Annotated in this window: 17 protein-coding genes; 13 read left to right on the forward strand and 4 right to left on the reverse strand. The window is 59.4% G+C overall.

The annotated features are described in order from the left end of the window. Positions 1–237 precede the first annotated feature (237 nt). From dsbC to ACOYXI_RS24625, 6 genes are all read left to right on the forward strand, one after another. Positions 238–969, forward strand: a complete 732-nt coding sequence (dsbC, locus tag ACOYXI_RS24600; RefSeq protein WP_007967782.1) for a bifunctional protein-disulfide isomerase/oxidoreductase DsbC — start codon at positions 238–240, stop codon at positions 967–969. A gap of 131 nt (positions 970–1100) precedes the next feature. Beyond that, a complete protein-coding gene (locus tag ACOYXI_RS24605) occupies positions 1101–2405 on the forward strand; it encodes a homoserine dehydrogenase (RefSeq protein ID WP_007908972.1) in 1305 nt (434 codons plus the stop codon). A 66-nt stretch (positions 2406–2471) separates the two neighbouring features. Then, positions 2472–3881: a threonine synthase gene (gene thrC, locus ACOYXI_RS24610; protein ID WP_027610971.1), complete on the forward strand. Its 1410-nt coding sequence runs from the start codon at positions 2472–2474 to the stop codon at positions 3879–3881. Positions 3882–4000: 119 nt separating this feature from the next. Next, complete coding sequence (locus ACOYXI_RS24615) at positions 4001–5365, forward strand: transporter substrate-binding domain-containing protein (protein ID WP_461675398.1); 1365 nt, start codon at positions 4001–4003, stop codon at positions 5363–5365. Between the two features lie 116 nt (positions 5366–5481). Continuing rightward, entirely contained in the window at positions 5482–5889 is a 408-nt protein-coding gene (locus ACOYXI_RS24620) for a response regulator (RefSeq protein ID WP_461675399.1), read from the forward strand. 162 nt (positions 5890–6051) lie between these two features. Beyond that, complete coding sequence (locus tag ACOYXI_RS24625; protein ID WP_041063178.1) at positions 6052–6333, forward strand: DUF3509 domain-containing protein; 282 nt, start codon at positions 6052–6054, stop codon at positions 6331–6333. Between the two features lie 175 nt (positions 6334–6508). On the opposite strand, the gene ACOYXI_RS24630 is transcribed toward ACOYXI_RS24625, so the two are convergent. Further along, positions 6509–7468 carry a TIGR02285 family protein gene (locus ACOYXI_RS24630; RefSeq protein ID WP_225137657.1) on the reverse strand — a complete coding sequence of 320 codons (960 nt, stop codon included), beginning with the start codon at positions 7466–7468 and terminating at the stop codon, positions 6509–6511. Next, complete coding sequence (locus ACOYXI_RS24635; RefSeq protein WP_095138297.1) at positions 7416–8615, reverse strand: CaiB/BaiF CoA transferase family protein; 1200 nt, start codon at positions 8613–8615, stop codon at positions 7416–7418. Before ACOYXI_RS24635 ends, ACOYXI_RS24630 begins: the two co-directional genes overlap by 53 nt. Positions 8616–8761: 146 nt before the next feature. Here ACOYXI_RS24635 and ACOYXI_RS24640 point away from each other — a divergent pair, with 146 nt between their 5' ends. The 4 genes from ACOYXI_RS24640 (at position 8762) to ACOYXI_RS24655 (ending at position 13059) form a co-directional block, all read left to right on the forward strand. Then, positions 8762–9304, forward strand: coding sequence for a YaeQ family protein (locus ACOYXI_RS24640; RefSeq protein ID WP_003222001.1), 543 nt, complete (start codon positions 8762–8764; stop codon positions 9302–9304). 55 nt (positions 9305–9359) lie between these two features. After that, complete coding sequence (gene recJ / locus ACOYXI_RS24645) at positions 9360–11069, forward strand: single-stranded-DNA-specific exonuclease RecJ (protein ID WP_027610978.1); 1710 nt, start codon at positions 9360–9362, stop codon at positions 11067–11069. Between the two features lie 266 nt (positions 11070–11335). Continuing rightward, entirely contained in the window at positions 11336–12442 is a 1107-nt protein-coding gene (locus ACOYXI_RS24650) for an NADH:flavin oxidoreductase/NADH oxidase (protein WP_134785512.1), read from the forward strand. A gap of 83 nt (positions 12443–12525) precedes the next feature. Next, on the forward strand, positions 12526–13059 hold the full coding sequence (locus ACOYXI_RS24655) for a GNAT family N-acetyltransferase (RefSeq protein ID WP_461675400.1): 534 nt from the start codon (positions 12526–12528) through the stop codon (positions 13057–13059). A gap of 159 nt (positions 13060–13218) precedes the next feature. Here the strand turns inward: ACOYXI_RS24655 and ACOYXI_RS24660 are convergent, their stop codons facing one another. After that, positions 13219–14847 (reverse strand): glucan biosynthesis protein D, encoded by a 1629-nt coding sequence (locus ACOYXI_RS24660; RefSeq protein ID WP_103485374.1) that lies wholly within the window; start codon positions 14845–14847, stop codon positions 13219–13221. 392 nt (positions 14848–15239) lie between these two features. On the opposite strand from ACOYXI_RS24660, the gene ACOYXI_RS24665 reads away from it, so the two are divergent. Further along, positions 15240–15425: a hypothetical protein gene (locus ACOYXI_RS24665; RefSeq protein WP_003222012.1), complete on the forward strand. Its 186-nt coding sequence runs from the start codon at positions 15240–15242 to the stop codon at positions 15423–15425. Positions 15426–15474: 49 nt separating this feature from the next. Here the strand turns inward: ACOYXI_RS24665 and ACOYXI_RS24670 are convergent, their stop codons facing one another. Then, on the reverse strand, positions 15475–15987 hold the full coding sequence (locus ACOYXI_RS24670) for a BRO-N domain-containing protein (protein WP_134785513.1): 513 nt from the start codon (positions 15985–15987) through the stop codon (positions 15475–15477). 346 nt (positions 15988–16333) lie between these two features. On the opposite strand from ACOYXI_RS24670, the gene ACOYXI_RS24675 reads away from it, so the two are divergent. Together ACOYXI_RS24675 and ACOYXI_RS24680 are read left to right on the forward strand one after the other, a co-directional pair. Further along, the gene (locus ACOYXI_RS24675) at positions 16334–16915 is read left to right on the forward strand and encodes a ComF family protein (protein WP_064120575.1); all 582 of its coding nucleotides are present in this window, start codon (positions 16334–16336) and stop codon (positions 16913–16915) included. A gap of 5 nt (positions 16916–16920) precedes the next feature. Further along, positions 16921–17478 carry a hypothetical protein gene (locus tag ACOYXI_RS24680; RefSeq protein ID WP_123587135.1) on the forward strand — a complete coding sequence of 186 codons (558 nt, stop codon included), beginning with the start codon at positions 16921–16923 and terminating at the stop codon, positions 17476–17478. Positions 17479–17514 lie beyond the last annotated feature (36 nt).

The following is a 17514-nucleotide window of genomic DNA, read 5'->3' on the forward strand; positions in this document are numbered from 1 at the left end:
ACTTTGCGTTCAATAAAATTCCAAAGTATCCATTTACGACCGCAGCGCCTGCATCGGGGATAAATCCCCTCACCACAATAATGTGTGCCAGTCAGCCTTGAGTGTCTTGTGTCAGGCGCATTCGGCCATGCGAGCCTTATGTGGTAGGCTTTGCCGGTTTGCACGATGGACGGTTATGACCCGGTGTTCCGGCACGGGCGTTCTGACCGTTTCATTTGTCCGCCTTCAGGAGTTCTCATGCGTCTGACCCAGATTTTCGCCGCCGCAGCCATTGCGTTGGTCAGCACCTTTGCCGTCGCCGATGACGCGGCCGACAAAGCCATTCGTCAAAGCCTGGAAAAACTCGAACTCGAGGTTCCGGTAGAAAGCATCAGCGCCAGTCCGTTGCCGGGCATGTATGAAGTCAAGCTCAAGGGCAGCCGCGTGCTGTACGCCAGCGCCGACGGCCAGTACATCGTTCAGGGCTACCTGTTCCAGCTCAAGGACGGCAAACCGGTCAACCTGACCGAGAAGACCGAACGCCTGGGCATCTCCAAACTGATCAATGCCATTCCAGTGGCCGAAACCGTGGTGTATCCGGCGGTGGGTGAAACCAAATCGCACATCACCGTGTTCACCGACACCACCTGCCCGTACTGCCACAAGCTGCACGCCGAAGTGCCTGAGCTGAACAAGCGCGGCATCGAAGTGCGCTACGTGGCGTTCCCGCGTCAGGGCCTCGGCTCGCCGGGTGACGAGCAGTTGCAAGCCGTGTGGTGCTCGACCGACAAGAAAGCCGCCATGGACAAAATGGTCGATGGCAAGGAAATCAAGGCCGCCAAGTGCGCGAACCCGGTTTCCAAACAGTTCGCTTTGGGTCAGTCGATTGGCGTGAACGGCACACCGGCCATCGTTTTGGCTGACGGACAAGTCATTCCGGGCTACCAGCCGGCGCCACAAGTCGCCAAACTGGCGCTGGGCGCCAAGTAATTCGCATCGTCACGGTCCGCCGTTGACGATCATGGTCCGGCAGCAACATCGCCGGGCCATTAATAGAGAGCCGCGAACACGCGGTTGTTTTCCGGCCGACCTTGCGTCGGCCGTTTCATGGGGAGTTCACAGTGAATCCGGTCAAAGTAGGCATCTGTGGGTTAGGGACCGTCGGTGGCGGTACCTTCAACGTACTTCAGCGCAACGCCGAGGAAATTGCTCGTCGTGCCGGGCGTGGGATCGAAGTGGCACAAATTGCCATGCGCACGCCAAAGCCTCAGTTCCAGACGACCGGTATTGCGATTACCAACGATGTCTTCGAAGTGGCCACGAACCCTGAGATCGACATCGTCATAGAGCTGATGGGCGGCTACACCGTTGCCCGCGAGCTGGTACTCAAGGCCATCGAGAATGGCAAGCATGTGGTCACCGCGAACAAGGCACTGATCGCCGTTCACGGTAATGAGATTTTCGCCAAGGCACGCGAGAAAGGCGTGATCGTGGCATTCGAAGCGGCCGTGGCCGGTGGCATTCCGGTGATCAAGGCGATCCGTGAAGGCCTGTCCGCCAACCGCATCAACTGGGTCGCCGGGATCATCAACGGCACCGGTAACTTCATCCTCACCGAAATGCGCGAGAAGGGTCGCACCTTCGAAGACGTGCTGGCCGAAGCGCAAGCGCTGGGCTACGCCGAAGCCGATCCGACCTTCGACGTCGAAGGCATCGACGCCGCGCACAAACTGACGATTCTGGCCTCCATCGCGTTCGGCATTCCGCTGCAATTCGACAAGGCCTACACCGAAGGCATCACCAAGCTGACCACCGCCGACGTGAATTACGCCGAAGCGCTGGGCTACCGCATCAAGCACCTCGGTGTGGCGCGCAGCACCGCTGCCGGCATCGAGCTGCGCGTACACCCGACGCTGATCCCGGCCGATCGTCTGATCGCCAACGTCAACGGCGTGATGAACGCCGTGATGGTCAACGGTGACGCCGCCGGTTCGACCCTGTTCTACGGCGCCGGTGCCGGCATGGAGCCGACCGCTTCGTCGGTGATCGCCGACCTGGTGGACGTGGTTCGCGCCATGACGTCCGATCCGGAAAACCGCGTGCCGCACCTGGCCTTCCAGCCGGACTCGCTGTCGGCGCATCCGATCCTGCCGATCGAAGCCTGCGAAAGCGCCTACTACCTGCGCATCCAGGCCAAGGACCATCCGGGCGTACTGGCTCAGGTGGCGAGCATCCTCTCGGAGCGCGGCATCAACATCGAGTCGATCATGCAGAAGGAAGTCGAGGAACACGACGGTCTGGTACCGATGATCCTGCTGACCCACCGCGTGGTCGAGCAGCGTATCAACGATGCGATCGCCGCCCTCGAAGCCCTGGCCGGCGTGAATGGTCCGGTTGTACGGATCCGCGTCGAGCACCTGAACTAAGTCGTTGTCCTGCAATGGCCCCGTGAAAGGGGCCATTGTTGTGCACACTCTCCATTGGAGTCAGTCATGCGTTACATCAGTACCCGCGGCCAGGCACCGGCCCTGAATTTCGAAGACGTCCTGCTGGCCGGTCTGGCCACCGACGGCGGTCTGTACGTCCCGGAAAACCTGCCACGTTTCACCCAGGAAGAAATCGCTTCCTGGGCCGGTCTGCCTTATCACGAGCTGGCCTTCCGCGTGATGCGCCCGTTTGTCACCGGCAGCATTCCTGACGCCGATTTCAAGAAGATCCTCGAAGAAACCTACGGTGTGTTCTCGCACAGCGCCGTTGCGCCGCTGCGTCAGCTCAACGGTAACGAATGGGTGCTCGAGCTGTTCCACGGCCCGACCCTGGCGTTCAAGGACTTCGCCCTGCAACTGCTCGGTCGTCTGCTCGATTACGTGCTGGAAAAGCGCGGCGAGCGCGTGGTCATCGTCGGTGCCACCTCGGGTGACACCGGTTCGGCCGCCATCGAAGGCTGCAAGCACTGCGAAAACGTCGACATCTTCATCCTGCACCCGCACAACCGCGTGTCCGAAGTGCAGCGTCGGCAGATGACGACGATTGTCGGCGAGAACATCCACAACATCGCCATCGAAGGCAACTTCGATGACTGCCAGGAAATGGTCAAGAACAGCTTCGCCGACCAGAGCTTCCTCAAGGGCACGCGTCTGGTGGCGGTGAACTCGATCAACTGGGCGCGGATCATGGCCCAGATCGTCTACTACTTCCACGCAGCCCTGCAGCTGGGCGGCCCGGCGCGTTCGGTGGCGTTCTCGGTACCGACCGGCAACTTCGGCGACATCTTCGCCGGTTACCTGGCGCGCAACATGGGCCTGCCGATCAACCAGTTGATCGTCGCGACCAACCGCAACGACATCCTGCACCGCTTCATGAGCGGCAACCAGTACGTCAAGGAAACCCTGCACGCCACGCTGTCGCCGTCGATGGACATCATGGTTTCGTCGAACTTCGAACGCCTGCTGTTCGACCTGCACGGTCGCAACGGCGCGGCGATTGCCGGGCTGATGGATTCGTTCAAGCAGGGCGGTGGTTTCAGCGTCGAGCAAGAGCGCTGGACCGAAGCCCGCAAGCTGTTCGACTCGCTGGCCGTGGATGACGCGCAAACCTGCGAAACCATCGCCGAAGTCTACGCGCAATGCGGCGAAGTACTGGATCCGCACACCGCCATCGGCGTCAAGGCCGCGCGCGAATGTCGCCGCAGCCTGGACATCCCGATGGTGATCCTGGGTACCGCACATCCGGTGAAATTCCCGGATGCCGTGGAGAAAGCGGGTGTAGGAAAAGCTCTCGAACTGCCTGCACATCTTTCTGATTTGTTTGAGCGAAACGAGCGCTGCACCGTTCTGCCAAACGAGCTGAAAGCCGTACAGGCCTTTGTCAGCCAGCACGGCAACCGCGGCAAGCCGCTGTAAGCCGAAAAAGCTGTCACATTTTGAAGCCCGTCTCCTGACGGGCTTTTTTGTTTCTGCTGCCACACTGCTCGGGTTTTCGCCCATGAAGGACGGGTGAGTCGATCACGAAGGAAGTGGCAATGCTGTTTGAAAGAGGATGGAAACACGCCCTGAAGCGGGTTTTTCTGTTGTGCCTGTTGGTTGGCTGGCGCGTGGGCGTTGCGGCGCATCTGGCGCATGATGAAGAGCAGTTGAACATCGGCACCGTTGTGCTGAGTGAAGCCGAGCGGCAATGGGTTCGCGATAACCCGACGGTGATCGTGGCGGCGGAGCAGTACCCGTTGTACCTGTTTCTGGATGAGCATGGTCATTGGAGCGGCTTGAACAATGATGTGCTCAAACGCATCAGCGCCATGACCGGGTTGCAATTCGTTTACCGGGAGTCGTTTTCCACCGCGCAGATGCTCGAACGCCTGGAAACCGGTGCCGCAGACATGAGCACGACCCTGGCGATGAATGATGAGCGCCGGTTGAGCCTGGATTTCAGTCATGCCTTTGGCGGTGCCGGCTGGGTATTTGTCGGCCGCGCCGGCGAGCCTGGAGTGCAATCGCTGGAGCAGTTGGCCAAACGGGTGCTGGTGTTGCCGGGTCGGCATGCGCTGGAGGGGGTTATCCGACGCGATTATCCGTCCATCGAATTACGTTCGGTGAAAACCTATGCCGAGGCGCGGGCGCTGGTCGAAAGCGGTGAGGCCTATGCCACCATCGAAAACGAAATCGGTGCGCAGCTCTATCCCTCAGGCTTGCTGAAGGTTGGCGAATTGCTGGAGGGAAAATGGGAGGCGGATCTTCTGGCCGTGCGCAAGGGGCAGCCGCAATTGCTGAGCATCCTGAACAAGGCGCTTGAAGCGTTCCCGGCTTCCGAACTGCGGGCCATTCGCCTGAACTGGCTGGGCGGCATCGGGCCGAAACCAGCTGCTGCGGGCTGGCAACACTGGTCGCGTTTGGGCTACTGGGGTGTGTTTGTGGTGGGGGCTTTTTGTGGGTTGTCGCTGTTATGGCATCGGCGAATGGCGGCGCTGATCAAACAGCATCGAGACGTGCAAAGCCAGCTCGGTGATCAATTGGTCTTCCAGCGCGCGCTGATAGACGCCATGCCTGACCCGGTGTTCGTTCGCGACCTGGAAGGGCGTCTGATCCTCTGTAACAAAAGCTACGAAGAGGCGTTGTCGATCCGCTTTGAGCAGGTGCAGGGGTGTCGCTTGATCGACGTCGATGCCCTGCCGCGTGCCACCGCCGGCATGCTGCATGAGGAGTTCATGATTCAGCTGAGAACCCGCCGAACCCGCTTCAGCAGACGTCGCCTGCAATTCAAGCAGGGTAATCGCGACATCTATCAATGGACGGTGCCGTTTTACTGTGCCAGTGGGGAGTTGCGAGGCCTGCTCGGCGGGTGGTCGGATATCACCCGGCGTGATGCGGCAACGACGGGACATCCGCATTGATATAGGGAAATTTCCTATATCACGCGCTTCCTTTTCCGATGGGGGACTGAAGGAGGCTGCCCTAAAGTGGGCAGCAACTGCGGACGAGTCCGCGATTGCCGTTTCAGAGGTCGTCCATGCGCTCGCTCAAAGTACTGATTCTCGAACCCGATCCTTATCGAATGATGGCGTTGCACCAGATGCTCAATGCGGTCGGTATCTACGACGTGCTGACAGCGCCGTCGCTAGCGTCCGCAAAGTGCTCGCTGGAGCGCCGCACCCGGGTCGACATAGCGATTTGCGATCCGCAACTGCGCGGCGGAGAGGGCCTGGCGCTGATCCGTCATCTGGTGGCCGGGCGGGAAGCGCGGGCGCTTATCCTGCTGGGGCGTGTGACACCCGGCCTGCTGAGTGATCTCGAAAGCCTGCTGCACCAGCAGGAGCTGAAACTCCTGGGGCGTTTGCAAACGCCGGTCTCGGCGGTGCTGATGCGCGGGCTGCTGGACAGCTACCTGCAAGCGGCAGCCCATCCGGCGGGGGCTTGAGCCGATGGTTATGTTTCTGTCATCTTCACCGTGCATGCTCTGACAGACCGCTAACTGCTCCGGGAGCAGCGCGGTATTCAGAACTTTCTTCTCGGGCCGGTGGTCATTTATTGTGAACACGCCCCAGGCACAATGTTTTCGGACTATTGAGTGGAGATCGAGATGGAAAGTATCAGTCTATTGCTCGGTGAGGCTCTGAGCCCGTATCAGGTGACGTTGACTCCGTGTGGCGCCCATGGCGAATGCCTGGTGACGCTGAAGAACAGCAACGGCGCCCTCGTGGTGGAGCGCGAATTCAATCAGGCGCAGTTGACCGACAAACGCCTTCTGACAGATGTGGTTGACGGTTTGCACCGTGACGTCCTGATCGCCGAAGGGCGGCTGGAGCCCTGTGTGATCGCGGCCTTGCGCAATGCGGCGCTGGATAAGCGTGCGGCCCTGTAAAGATGAAATATTTTTTGTGGGAACCTTCCTGCATCCCCGTCAGTCAGACCCCATAACAGCAGGATCAAGCATTGTGCTCCGGTGCTTGTCGCTTGCTGCTACGGGTCTTTAAGCAGACCGCGTTTAACCCCGAGTTGTCTCCCCACTGCTCGGGGTTTCTTTTTGCCCGCAGGTTTTACTGCGTGGCCTGTTGCTCGAAAAAAATCCGCGCCTGTTGCAGATAATCCGTGCGCATTTCGGGGTCCAGCCAGTCGGCATACGACTGGTTCAGTTGCTCGTGGGGCAGGGTACGCAGCAGTTGGTTGATCTCACTGATCGCCTGACGGCCCTGAGGAGTATCGGAACACCCGACAAAGCCAGACAGATACTTGCCGGTGCCGCGAATCGGAAAGAACACCAGTTCGTCTTCGGCAATTTGCGCCTGCTGCGCCTGATAGCGGATCTCCGGCCAGTAACCCAGCACCACTTGCAGACGCCCCAGGCGCTGCATCGACAGCAGGCTGCTCAGGGCGTCGTTGCCATAATGCGGCGTCAACGCACCGCCGGGAGCCTGCTTGAGCAGACTGTCGAGATACTCGCCGTAACTGCGTTCCGCGACGACTCCGACCTTGATCTCGCCATTGGCCAGAAATGCCGGCAGATCGACTTCACCGTCGATCAGGTACGGCGCCAGTACGTCGCGATCTTTCTGACGCACCACCAGACCATTACTGACAGCGCGAAACGCCGGGATAGAGAAAGTGATCCATTGCGTGCGCTCCTTGCTCCAGATCAGCGACGGATCGCAGGTGAAGGACGGCTCGTGCAGCATCTGCATGCCGCGGGCGCGATTGACCCGCATCAGCGTGTGTTCGTATTGCGGCATGCCGGCGATCAGCATCGGCATCAGTTGATCGATGACGCCCTGGCCCTTTTTCGGGCCTTCGAAGATGGTCAGGGGCGGCAGGTCGCGCAGCAACCAGACCAGCGTGGGTTTCGCTTGCGCCCAGGCGGGCAGGGCGAGCAGAAACAACAGGCCGAACAGCCGCCACGTCCACCAGTGGTGGGCGCGGTTGGCGTCCGATGTCTGCCGATGTTTCAGCTTAGATAGCTCCGTCTGCGCGCAACCGGGCGATCTGCTGTTCGTCGTAGCCAAGATCGTGCAGTACCTGCGCATTGTGTTCACCGAGCTGCGGCCCGACCCATTCGGAAGTGCCCGGTGTCTCAGAGAGTTTCGGCACGATGCCCGGCATCTTGAAAGGCTTGCCGTCCGGCAGCTTCGCCTGCAGGAACATTTCCCGGGCGAGGTACTGCGGATCGCTGAACATGTCCTCGGCACTGAAGATCCGGCTAGCCGGCACTTCCGCCTGATTGAGCAGGTCGAGCACGCTTTGCAGCGGCAGCGAATTGACCCAGCGGTCGATCACGCCATACAACTCGTCGCGGCGACTGTCGCGACCGTCGTTGCTCGCCAGTGTCGGGTCGTTGGCCAGATCCTCGCGGCCGATGATCAGCATGAAGCGCTTGAAGATTGCGTCGCCATTGGCACCGATCTGCACATGCTTGCCGTCGGCGCTGGTATGGATCGATGACGGCGTGATGCCCGGCATGATGTTGCCGGTGCGCTCGCGGATGAAGCCGAACACGTCGAACTCCGGCACCATGCTTTCCATCATGGCGAAAATCGCCTCGTACAACGCGACATCGACTACCTGGCCGAGACCGCCGTTGACCTCACGATGACGCAGCGCCATCAGCGCGCCGATCACGCCCCACAACGCGGCAATCGAATCGCCGATGGAGATTCCGGTGCGCACCGGTGGCCGGTCTTCGAAGCCGGTGATGTAGCGCAAACCGCCCATGGACTCGCCGACCGCGCCGAAGCCCGGTTGATCCTTCATCGGCCCGGTCTGGCCGAAACCGGAGAGGCGCACCATCACCAGTTTCGGATTCAGCGCGTGCAGGGTTTCCCAGCTCAGCCCGAGTTTTTCCAGCACGCCGGGGCGAAAGTTTTCGATCAGGATGTCGGCTTCGCCCAGCAGTTTTTTCAGGATCGCCAGGCCCTCGGGGTGCTTGAGGTTCAGCGTCAGCGACTTCTTGTTGCGCGCCTGGACGAACCACCACAGCGAGGTGCCTTCATACAATTTGCGCCACTTGCGCAGCGGATCACCGCCGTCGGGCGATTCGATCTTGATCACTTCGGCGCCGAACTCGCCGCAAATGCGCGAGGCAAACGGCCCGGCAATCAACGTACCCAATTCAATGACTTTCACACCGCTGAGCGGTTTGTTGGCGAACGGCATACTGAATCCTGTAGGACAAGGCTGAGCGGATACAGCGTTTTAACATAGCCGGCTGTCAGACGCCGCAGGTTGATCGCCATCAATTCGATGATTGCCTACGGCATCGGTTAGACTTGCCGACTTTCCTCGTATCAAGAAGCCCGTTCATGGCCCAGCCGTCTACCACGTACAAATTCGAACTGAACCTCACCGACCTCGACCGTAGCGTCTACGAGAGCGTCAAGCAGACCATCGCCCGTCACCCTTCGGAAACCGAAGAGCGCATGACCGTGCGGCTGCTGGCCTACGCCCTCTGGTACAACGAACTGCTGTCGTTTGGCCGTGGTCTGTCGGACGTGGATGAACCAGCGCTGTGGGAAAAAAGCCTGGATGACCGCGTTCTGCACTGGATCGAAGTTGGCCAGCCGGACGCCGATCGTCTGACCTGGTGCTCGCGTCGCACCGAACGCACCAGTCTGCTGGCCTATGGCAGTCTGCGCGTGTGGGAAGGCAAAGTGGTGCCGGTGGCGAAGAACCTGAAAAACGTCAACATCGCCGCCGTGCCGCAGGAAGTACTGGAAACCCTGGCCAAGGACATGCCGCGCGTCATCAAGTGGGACGTGATGATCAGCGAAGGCACGATCTTCGTCACTGACGACCGTGGTCAGCACGAAGTCCAGCTGGAATGGCTGGCCGGTGAACGCGGCTGATCCTGCGCCGCTTACTGATTAATCCCACGTATTCAAGAGAAGTTTCCGTTAGCCCATGCGTATTGATCCTCGACCGTTGCCTGCCACGCTGCCGTTTCTCGGTGACCTGCCACCTTTGCTGACCCGTTTGTACGCGGCGCGGGGCGTGCAATCCGAGGCGGAGCTGGATAAAAGTCTGGCGCGGCTGATTCCGTTCCAGCAGCTCAAGGGCATCGAGGCAGCGGTGGATCTGCTGGTGACGGCGCTGGAGCAGCGTCAGCGGATTCTGATCGTCGGTGACTTCGACGCCGATGGCGCGACGGCCAGTACGGTCGGCGTGCTTGGCTTGCGTCTGCTGGGCGCGGCGCATGTCGATTATCTGGTGCCGAACCGCTTCGAATACGGCTATGGCCTGACCCCGGAAATCGTCGAAGTCGCCCTGACCCGCGAACCGCAGTTGCTGATCACCGTCGACAACGGCATCTCCAGCGTCGAAGGCGTGGCGGCGGCGAAGAAGGCCGGGCTCAAGGTGTTGATCACCGACCACCACTTGCCCGGCGATGAACTGCCGCTGGCCGATGCGTTGGTCAACCCGAACCAGCCCGGCTGCGAGTTTCCGAGCAAGGCGCTGGCCGGGGTCGGGGTGATTTTCTACGTGTTGATGGCCTTGCGTGCACGCCTGCGCAGTCTCGGCTGGTACGAGAGCAAGCCGCAGCCGAACATCGGCGAACTGCTGGATCTGGTGGCGCTGGGCAGCGTTGCCGACGTGGTGCCGCTGGATGCCAACAACCGGATTCTGGTGCATCAGGGGCTGGAGCGGATTCGCGCCGGGCGTGCACGACCGGGGATCAAGGCAATTCTTGAAGTGGCCAAGCGTGACGCGGCGCGGATTACCTCCACCGACCTGGGTTTTATCGTCGGCCCGCGTCTGAACGCGGCGGGGCGCCTGGATGACATGAGCCTCGGCATTGAATGCCTGCTCACCGCCGATGCCAATCTGGCGCGGGAAATGGCTGCGCAACTGGACGGCATGAATCAGGATCGCAAAACCATCGAGCAGGGCATGCAGCGCGAGGCGCTGGCCCAGCTCAAGGATTTGCCGGTGGAATCGATGCCGTTCGGCCTGTGCCTGTTCGATCCCGAGTGGCATCAGGGCGTGATCGGCATTCTCGCCTCGCGGATGAAAGAGCGTTATTTCCGCCCGACGATTGCCTTCGCCGATGCCGGTGACGGTTTACTCAAGGGCTCGGGGCGTTCGGTGCAGGGTTTCCACATTCGCGACGCCCTGAGCGTGGTGGCGGCGCAGCATCCGAACCTGATCGCCAAGTACGGTGGTCACGCGATGGCGGCCGGTCTGACTTTGCCGCAAGAGAATTTTCCGCTGTTCGCCGAAGCTTTCGATGCCGAAGTGCGTCGGCAACTTCGTGAGGAGGACCTGACCGGGCGCATGCTTTCGGATGGCACGCTGGCGGTCGAGGAATTCCATCTGGAACTGGCCCGCGCCCTGCGCCATGCCGGGCCTTGGGGCCAGCACTTCCCGGAGCCGCTGTTCCATGGCGTGTTTCAGTTGGTCGAGCAACGGGTGGTCGGCGAGCGGCACCTGAAAGTGGTGCTGAAAAGCGAGTGCGGGTCGGTGAAGCTGGATGGCATCGCTTTCGGCATCGACCGTGATGTCTGGCCGAACCCGACCATTCAGTGGGTCGAGCTGGCCTATAAGCTCGACGTCAACGAGTTCCGGGGCAACGAGACGGTGCAACTGATGATTGCCCACATCGAACCGCGCTGACGCCATTCGCGAGCAAGCCCGCTCCCACAGGCACGGTGTTGTCTTTGTGGGAGCGAGCCTGCTCGCGAAAGCACCCTTTCACACACTGAATCACTCTGAACCCTCCCTCATCCCCGGTTGTCGACTAGGCTCTAAGCACTGCTTGATTGGCCTTGTGACGTCTTGTCGATTTTTTGCCCGCGGGGGCGGGTGCTGCACTTTTCCTGTCACTCGTCGACTTTTCAAACAGAACCCTGGAGCCTGCCCACTGATTTGAGAGGTGCCCCATGAGTCTGCTGCTCGAACCCTTTACCCTTCGCCAACTGACCCTGCCCAACCGCATCGCCGTGTCGCCTATGTGCCAGTATTCCAGCGTCGACGGTCTGGCCAACGACTGGCATCTGGTGCACCTGGGCAGCCGCGCAGTGGGCGGTGCCGGCCTGATTTTCACCGAGGCCACGGCGGTCACCGCCGACGGGCGGATCACCGCCGAAGACCTCGGTTTGTGGAACGACGAACAGATCGAACCGCTGCAACGCATCACCCGTTTCATCACGGCTCAGGGTGCGGTTGCTGGCATTCAACTGGCCCATGCCGGGCGCAAGGCCAGCACCCATCGGCCATGGATCGGCAAACACGGCAGCGTCAAGCCGGAGGATGGCGGCTGGACCCCGGTCGGGCCGTCGCCGATTGCCTTCGACCCGCAGCACACGCAACCGAAGCAGCTGGATGAAGGGCAAATCGCCGAAGTCATCCAGGCCTTCGTCGCTGCGGCCAAACGTGCGTTGACCGCAGGTTTCAGCGTGGTCGAGGTGCATGCCGCCCACGGTTATCTGCTGCATCAGTTTCTGTCGCCATTGAGCAATCAGCGCCGCGATCAATACGGTGGTTCGTTCGAAAACCGTATTCGGCTGGTGTTGCAAGTCACCGAGGCCGTGCGCGAGGTCTGGCCACAAGAGTTGCCGGTGTTTGTCCGGGTTTCGGCCACCGACTGGGTCGAAGACGGCTGGAACCCGGATGAAACCGTGGAACTGGCGCGCCGCCTCAAGGCACTGGGAGCGGATCTGATCGACGTCTCTTCCGGTGGTACCGCCGCCAACGCCGAGATTCCGGTGGGGCCGGGTTATCAGACGCGCTTCGCCGAACGGGTGCGCAAGGAATCAGGCATCGCCACCGGCACCGTCGGCATGATTACCGAGCCGGCGCAGGCCGAGCACATTCTGCGCACCTGTCAGGCCGACATCATCTTCCTCGCTCGCGAGCTGCTGCGGGACCCGTACTGGCCGCTGCATGCCGACGATGATCTGGGTGGGCGCAAAGCGGTATGGCCGGCGCAGTATCAGCGCGCGACCCATCGTGATCAGCCGATTCACGAGTCTGATCTGCGCGATTGATTTCAGGTCTGGGTAACGTCTATAAAACCCGCCATTGAACCGGCGGGTTTTTTCTTGCCTGCCATTTGCCAAGGAAGTCGAGCATGTTGATCGAGCGAGAACTGACCGAACACGACTTGCCGTTGCTGGCGCAGATCGACCGCAGCGAGCTGGTTGAAGAATGTTATCGGCTGGAAAACGGTGAGCTGATTCTGTACCCGGTGCATTTCGACATGCGTGGCTGGCCGGAAGGCGAAGCTGAGGAAAACGCGCTGGCGCTGGAGAAGTGCTTGCGGCGCGGTGGCTGGTTGTACGGGGTTTTCGATGGGCAGGCGCTGATCGCGGCGGTGGTTGTGGATAACCGGGTTATTCACAATCAGGGGTTGAGCATGCGCCAGTTGAAGTTTCTGCACATCAGCCGGGATTACCGCGGGCAAGGGCTGGGGGCGAAGTTGTTTGCGCTGGCTTGTAAGCAGGGTCGGCGATTCGGTGCCCAGGCGTTGTATGTTTCAGCGACTGAATCGCGCAACACTGTGGAGTTTTATCAGAGACAGGGTTGCCGGTTGGTTGATCAGGCGGATCCGGAGTTGTTTGATCAAGAACCCAGAGACATTCATCTGTATTGCCCACTGACCTGACGCAGTTTCTTCAATAACCGATGTTGAATGTTCTGACGCATTCGCGAGCAAGCCCGCTCCCACCCTGGTTCTGTGTCGGTCGCAAACTGTGTGATCGACCGGGATCCAGTGTGGGAGCGGGCTTGCTCGCGAGGAGGCCCTTACAGGCGCCTCAAATCATCAAGGATACTTGCGCTTGTCCGGCGCCGGCGGGAAGTACTGGTACAACCAGGTCTCGCTCAATGTGCGGTCATTGGTGCGGATGAACAGGCGCAGTTCCACCGGGTCGACGCTGTCGCTGGTCGGGTACCAGTCGAACAGGATCCGGTAACCCTTGATGTCATCGAGCACCAGCACGCTGAAGTCCTGCACCTTGCCGTTGGAGCAGGTGACCACCGGTTCGATCCCGGTGCCCTGCGGCAGGCGATCGAGACCGCCACCGGTGAAGTCCACGGCAAAACGTCGGGCCCAGACCGGCGGGTAATGCTCGCCCGGTGCCCAGCCTTCGACGAAACCACCCATACCCGACCGGGTCGCATGCACTCGCGCTAGCGGCGTGCCGACCGGTGGCAGGGCGCTCCAGTAGAGCTTGTAGCCATAGTTCAGCGAGTCGCCGGCGGCCACTGGCTTCTTCGGGGTCCAGAACGCGACGATGTTATCGAGCGTTTCGCCGGTGGTAGGAATTTCCAGCAGATCGATGGAGCCTTCGCCCCACGCGGTGGTCGGTTCGACCCACAGGCTCGGGCGCTTGCTGTACCAGTCAACGGTGTCCTGATAGTTGGCGAACTCGTGGTCGGTCTGCACCAGGCCGAAGCCTTTCGGATCGGTATCGGCGAACGCGTTGAATTGCAGGGTCGCCGGGTTGTTCAGCGGGCGACAGATCCACTCGCCGTTGCCGCGCCACATCGCCAGGCGATCGGAGTCGTGGATCTGCGGGTGAATGGTGTCGCACATGCGCCGTTCGTGGGTACCGCAGCTGAACATGCTGGTCATCGGTGCGATGCCCAGTTGCTCGATGGCAGTACGCGCGTTGATGTGGGCGTCGATCTCCATCACCACGCGCTCGGCCTGGCAATCGATGTCGAAGCGGTAGGCACCGGTGGCGCTCGGCGAGTCGAGCAGCGCATAGACCACAAAACGCGTGGCGTTCTGATCCGGGGTCTCGAACCAGAATTTAGTGAAGTCCGGGAATTCTTCGCGCTTTTTCGCGTAGGTGTCGACGGCCAGGCCGCGAGCGGAGAGGCCATATTGGCCAGTCGCGTCCACCGCGCGGAAATAACTGGCGCCGAGGAACGACACCACGTCATGGCGATCCAGCTCCGGCGCCTTGAACAGCTTGAAGCCGGCAAACCCCAGGTCGCCCTTGAGCTGCTGGGTGTCGACTGAGGTGTTCTCGTAATTGAACAGCGTCGGGCGGAAATGCACCTCGCGCGCGGTGCGGGTCTTCGGATCGACGCTGTACATGCGCACCGGCTGGCGGAAACCCATGCCGACGTGGAAGAACTGCACGTCCAGCTGACCCTTGTTTTCTTTCCACAACGAATGATCGCCGTCGTAGCGGATCGCGTTGAAGTTCTGCGGGGTCATAGTCGCCAAAGTCGGCGGCAGCACCTGTTTGCTGTCCTGATAGGCCGTTCCGGCCAATTGCTTGGCTTGGCGCTTGAGCGCTTCGAAGTCGAAAGCCTGGGCCTCGCCATCGGCGGCGCCACCATTGGCTGCCCAGGCACGGGCGGCCAGCAGGCCGGAAGCCGAGAGACCGGTGTAAGCCGCAATGGCCATCGACGCTTTGAGCAAATTCCTGCGGTGCATAAATACAACCTGTCGTGAGCAATCCCGCGCCTTTCCTGGCACGTGCTGGATCAGAAATTACGGTTCGGACAAGCCTTCGGCCAAACGCAACGGACTATAAACAGATGCCGGCTAGCTTAAACGGTTCGCTCGCCGAGCAAAATTCGTTGATTCACAGTGACAGAGTGTCAATGAAACAAGACATGTCGGTTAAAAATCTGACAGGGCGTTCTGATTTATGCGGCATATCTGCTTTTTTCGACTAATTACTCTAAAAACCGCTTTTCAGCGCCGATTTAATTTCTATTCTATGGGCATGACCGGTGTTGACCGGTAGGGCACACGGCGCTGCTGTAAGGGGCAGGGCGATGTGGTGGTTTAGCAATTCTTTGAAGTATTGAAGGACATCGTCCATGGCAAAAATACAAGGTATCGCCGAAATGCTCGGCATCTTCCCCTGCCTCGGCAGCGGCCGTAGAAGGCGTCGTTTGAGTTCTGAAGAGCTGAAGCTGGTGGAGCGTTATCGCGAGTTGTCGGAGAGTGACCGGATAGCGATGCGGTATCTGGTGGATGCGATGCGGAGTGTTTCGCGGTTTTGAGTGGAAATAAAAAGGGGCGGACTGAAAGGTCCGCCCTTTTTTATTTGGATCAGCTACACGTTCCCAGGACTGGATACGGCCGCTGGCCGCGCATCAACTCCGGCACATCCCGCCATTTGACCCACGCCTGCTGTTGCCAGTGCAGCAGCGGTACGGTAACGCCTGCCCAATGCATTGAGCTCAAGCTCGGGTGGTTTTCCACAGGGCTTGATTGAGTTTCGCGCAGCATCGGGATGACTTCATGGCTCAGCCATTGGCGCAGGTGTCGGTTTTCCGGGACGAAGTGATGGACGAGCAGGGCGAACAAGCCGGACTCGCTGACCATCGCGCAATCGATGATTTCGCCGTCCCGACGCAGGAGGACATGGCGACGCTGGTCGGGATCGAGTTTCAGGGTGAGGCGTTCGTTCAGGGGGTAACCCATCAAGCGACCGAGATCTTGCACGCAGAACCAGGCTTCGTGGTCTTGCATGAAGGCGTGGAGGAAGCGGTTGTGGCGGGTGAAGGCGGTGGGGGTGAAGAAAGCGGAGCTTTCAGAAGGAATTTGTACATGGTTAGGCATTTTTCGACTCCAATATTGAGAATAGAGCCGCCACTCAAATGAGTGCGGTCACGCCGTTTTGATATTTATTCCGGCTCCGACACCGGGCCGCTGATTTCGCCGCCGAGAGAAAGCCTATCGGCTAGCAACCTACGACGCCAAGTCGGTTCTATCGATACCTTCTGTAGGAAAGAGGATTTATAGCTGAGGGTCGTATCTGTAGGAAATGCCTGTTTTTGCATTGGCGCCAGCGAGACCGCCCCTCACCAGTGTTTTTTCCGTTATTTGTTTGAATATTGCGCATCGTTGCAGATGCCGGCCCGTCGTTTCAGGGCTCAAAGGATTGTGACGAATAAAGGAGAATTCAATGAAGGTATCTCTCAAGCAGATCAACGGCCCTTGGGATCAGGGCTGGGTGCTGGACAAACACATGGTAAGTAGTACCTTTCTTGGCAACGATGATCGCGGACACCCATGCTTCGATAATCAGCGTACTGAGATTGGTGAGGCGACCTACCAGCTCAAATACCAGAAGGATTGGACTCAGGTCAGTCCACTTGCCCAGGCAGTAGCGACAAATGTGTTCCCAAAACTGAACCAGGTCGGGTTTGTAGTGCCTATGCCCGCTTCAAATATTCGTCAGCGACAACCGGTGACTGAAGTTGCCCTGGCGTTGGGACGAATTATCGGTCGGCCGGTTTTCACGGATTTGCTTCGAAAAGCGACCACGGGAAAGTCGCTCAAGGATTTACATTCCAAAGCCGACAAGGTTGCCGCGATTGGAGACAGTTTCACTGTCAATGATGAAATCACCACCGATGGATGCTGGAATGTTTTGGTTGTAGATGATTTGTTTGATAGCGGAGCGTCGATGGACGCGGCCTGCGCTGTTCTGCGTAAATATCCGAAAGTAGGGAAAATTTATGTCGCAGCGCTAACTTGGAAGTGAATTCAATGACCACTGTATTTATTGCTGGCTCTATCAACATCAAGAACCTTGATCCGAAGGTTAAAGAGCGCATCAATAATATCGTCGCGTCAGATTTTGAGGTGGTGGTTGGGGATGCAGGTGGCGCCGATACCTCCATTCAGGAGTACCTGCTGAGTCTCGAACGATCCAAAACCACGGTGTTCTGCAGCGGTTCTGCTCCTAGGAATAATCTTGGACAGTGGCCCGCCAGAACAGTCGACTCCAAGCATTCCAAGGGGTCGAGAGCCTTCTTCACCGAGAAAGACGTCGTCATGGCCGAAGCAGCTGACTACGGTTTGATGATCTGGGACGCAAAGAGCACCGGCACGCTCAGCAACGTCATTGAACTGTTGTCGAGAAAGAAGAAGTCGCTTGTCTTCGTCAACAAGGAAAAGGAATTCAAAGTGGTCGGAGACGTCAGTCAGCTCGAAGAGTTGATTGCATTCATGTCCGATCACGCCAAGCAAAAAGCCAATGAAAAAATCAGGTTGTTCGATCGTATTTCGTTACTGAAGCACGATCAGGCAGAGCTTTCTTTTTGATGACTTTTCTCGTCTTTGCTGAACCCCGACACTTTG

The organism is Pseudomonas sp. G3-19 (assembly GCF_054855875.1).

Bases quoted from the DNA above. Each gene is read 5' to 3' on its own strand.
- ACOYXI_RS24620 (WP_461675399.1), top strand. From the start codon at position 5,482: ATGCGCTCGCTCAAAGTACTGATTCTCGAACCCGATCCTTATCGAATG.
- ACOYXI_RS24675 (WP_064120575.1), top strand. From the start codon at position 16,334: ATGAAGGTATCTCTCAAGCAGATCAACGGCCCTTGGGATCAGGGCTGG.
- ACOYXI_RS24635 (WP_095138297.1), bottom strand. From the start codon at position 8,615: ATGCCGTTCGCCAACAAACCGCTCAGCGGTGTGAAAGTCATTGAATTG.
- thrC (WP_027610971.1), top strand. From the start codon at position 2,472: ATGCGTTACATCAGTACCCGCGGCCAGGCACCGGCCCTGAATTTCGAA.
- ACOYXI_RS24650 (WP_134785512.1), top strand. From the start codon at position 11,336: ATGAGTCTGCTGCTCGAACCCTTTACCCTTCGCCAACTGACCCTGCCC.
- recJ (WP_027610978.1), top strand. From the start codon at position 9,360: ATGCGTATTGATCCTCGACCGTTGCCTGCCACGCTGCCGTTTCTCGGT.
- dsbC (WP_007967782.1), top strand. From the start codon at position 238: ATGCGTCTGACCCAGATTTTCGCCGCCGCAGCCATTGCGTTGGTCAGC.
- ACOYXI_RS24625 (WP_041063178.1), top strand. From the start codon at position 6,052: ATGGAAAGTATCAGTCTATTGCTCGGTGAGGCTCTGAGCCCGTATCAG.
- ACOYXI_RS24680 (WP_123587135.1), top strand. From the start codon at position 16,921: ATGACCACTGTATTTATTGCTGGCTCTATCAACATCAAGAACCTTGAT.
- ACOYXI_RS24615 (WP_461675398.1), top strand. From the start codon at position 4,001: ATGCTGTTTGAAAGAGGATGGAAACACGCCCTGAAGCGGGTTTTTCTG.
- ACOYXI_RS24670 (WP_134785513.1), bottom strand. From the start codon at position 15,987: ATGCCTAACCATGTACAAATTCCTTCTGAAAGCTCCGCTTTCTTCACC.
- ACOYXI_RS24640 (WP_003222001.1), top strand. From the start codon at position 8,762: ATGGCCCAGCCGTCTACCACGTACAAATTCGAACTGAACCTCACCGAC.
- ACOYXI_RS24665 (WP_003222012.1), top strand. From the start codon at position 15,240: ATGGCAAAAATACAAGGTATCGCCGAAATGCTCGGCATCTTCCCCTGC.
- ACOYXI_RS24655 (WP_461675400.1), top strand. From the start codon at position 12,526: ATGTTGATCGAGCGAGAACTGACCGAACACGACTTGCCGTTGCTGGCG.
- ACOYXI_RS24660 (WP_103485374.1), bottom strand. From the start codon at position 14,847: ATGCACCGCAGGAATTTGCTCAAAGCGTCGATGGCCATTGCGGCTTAC.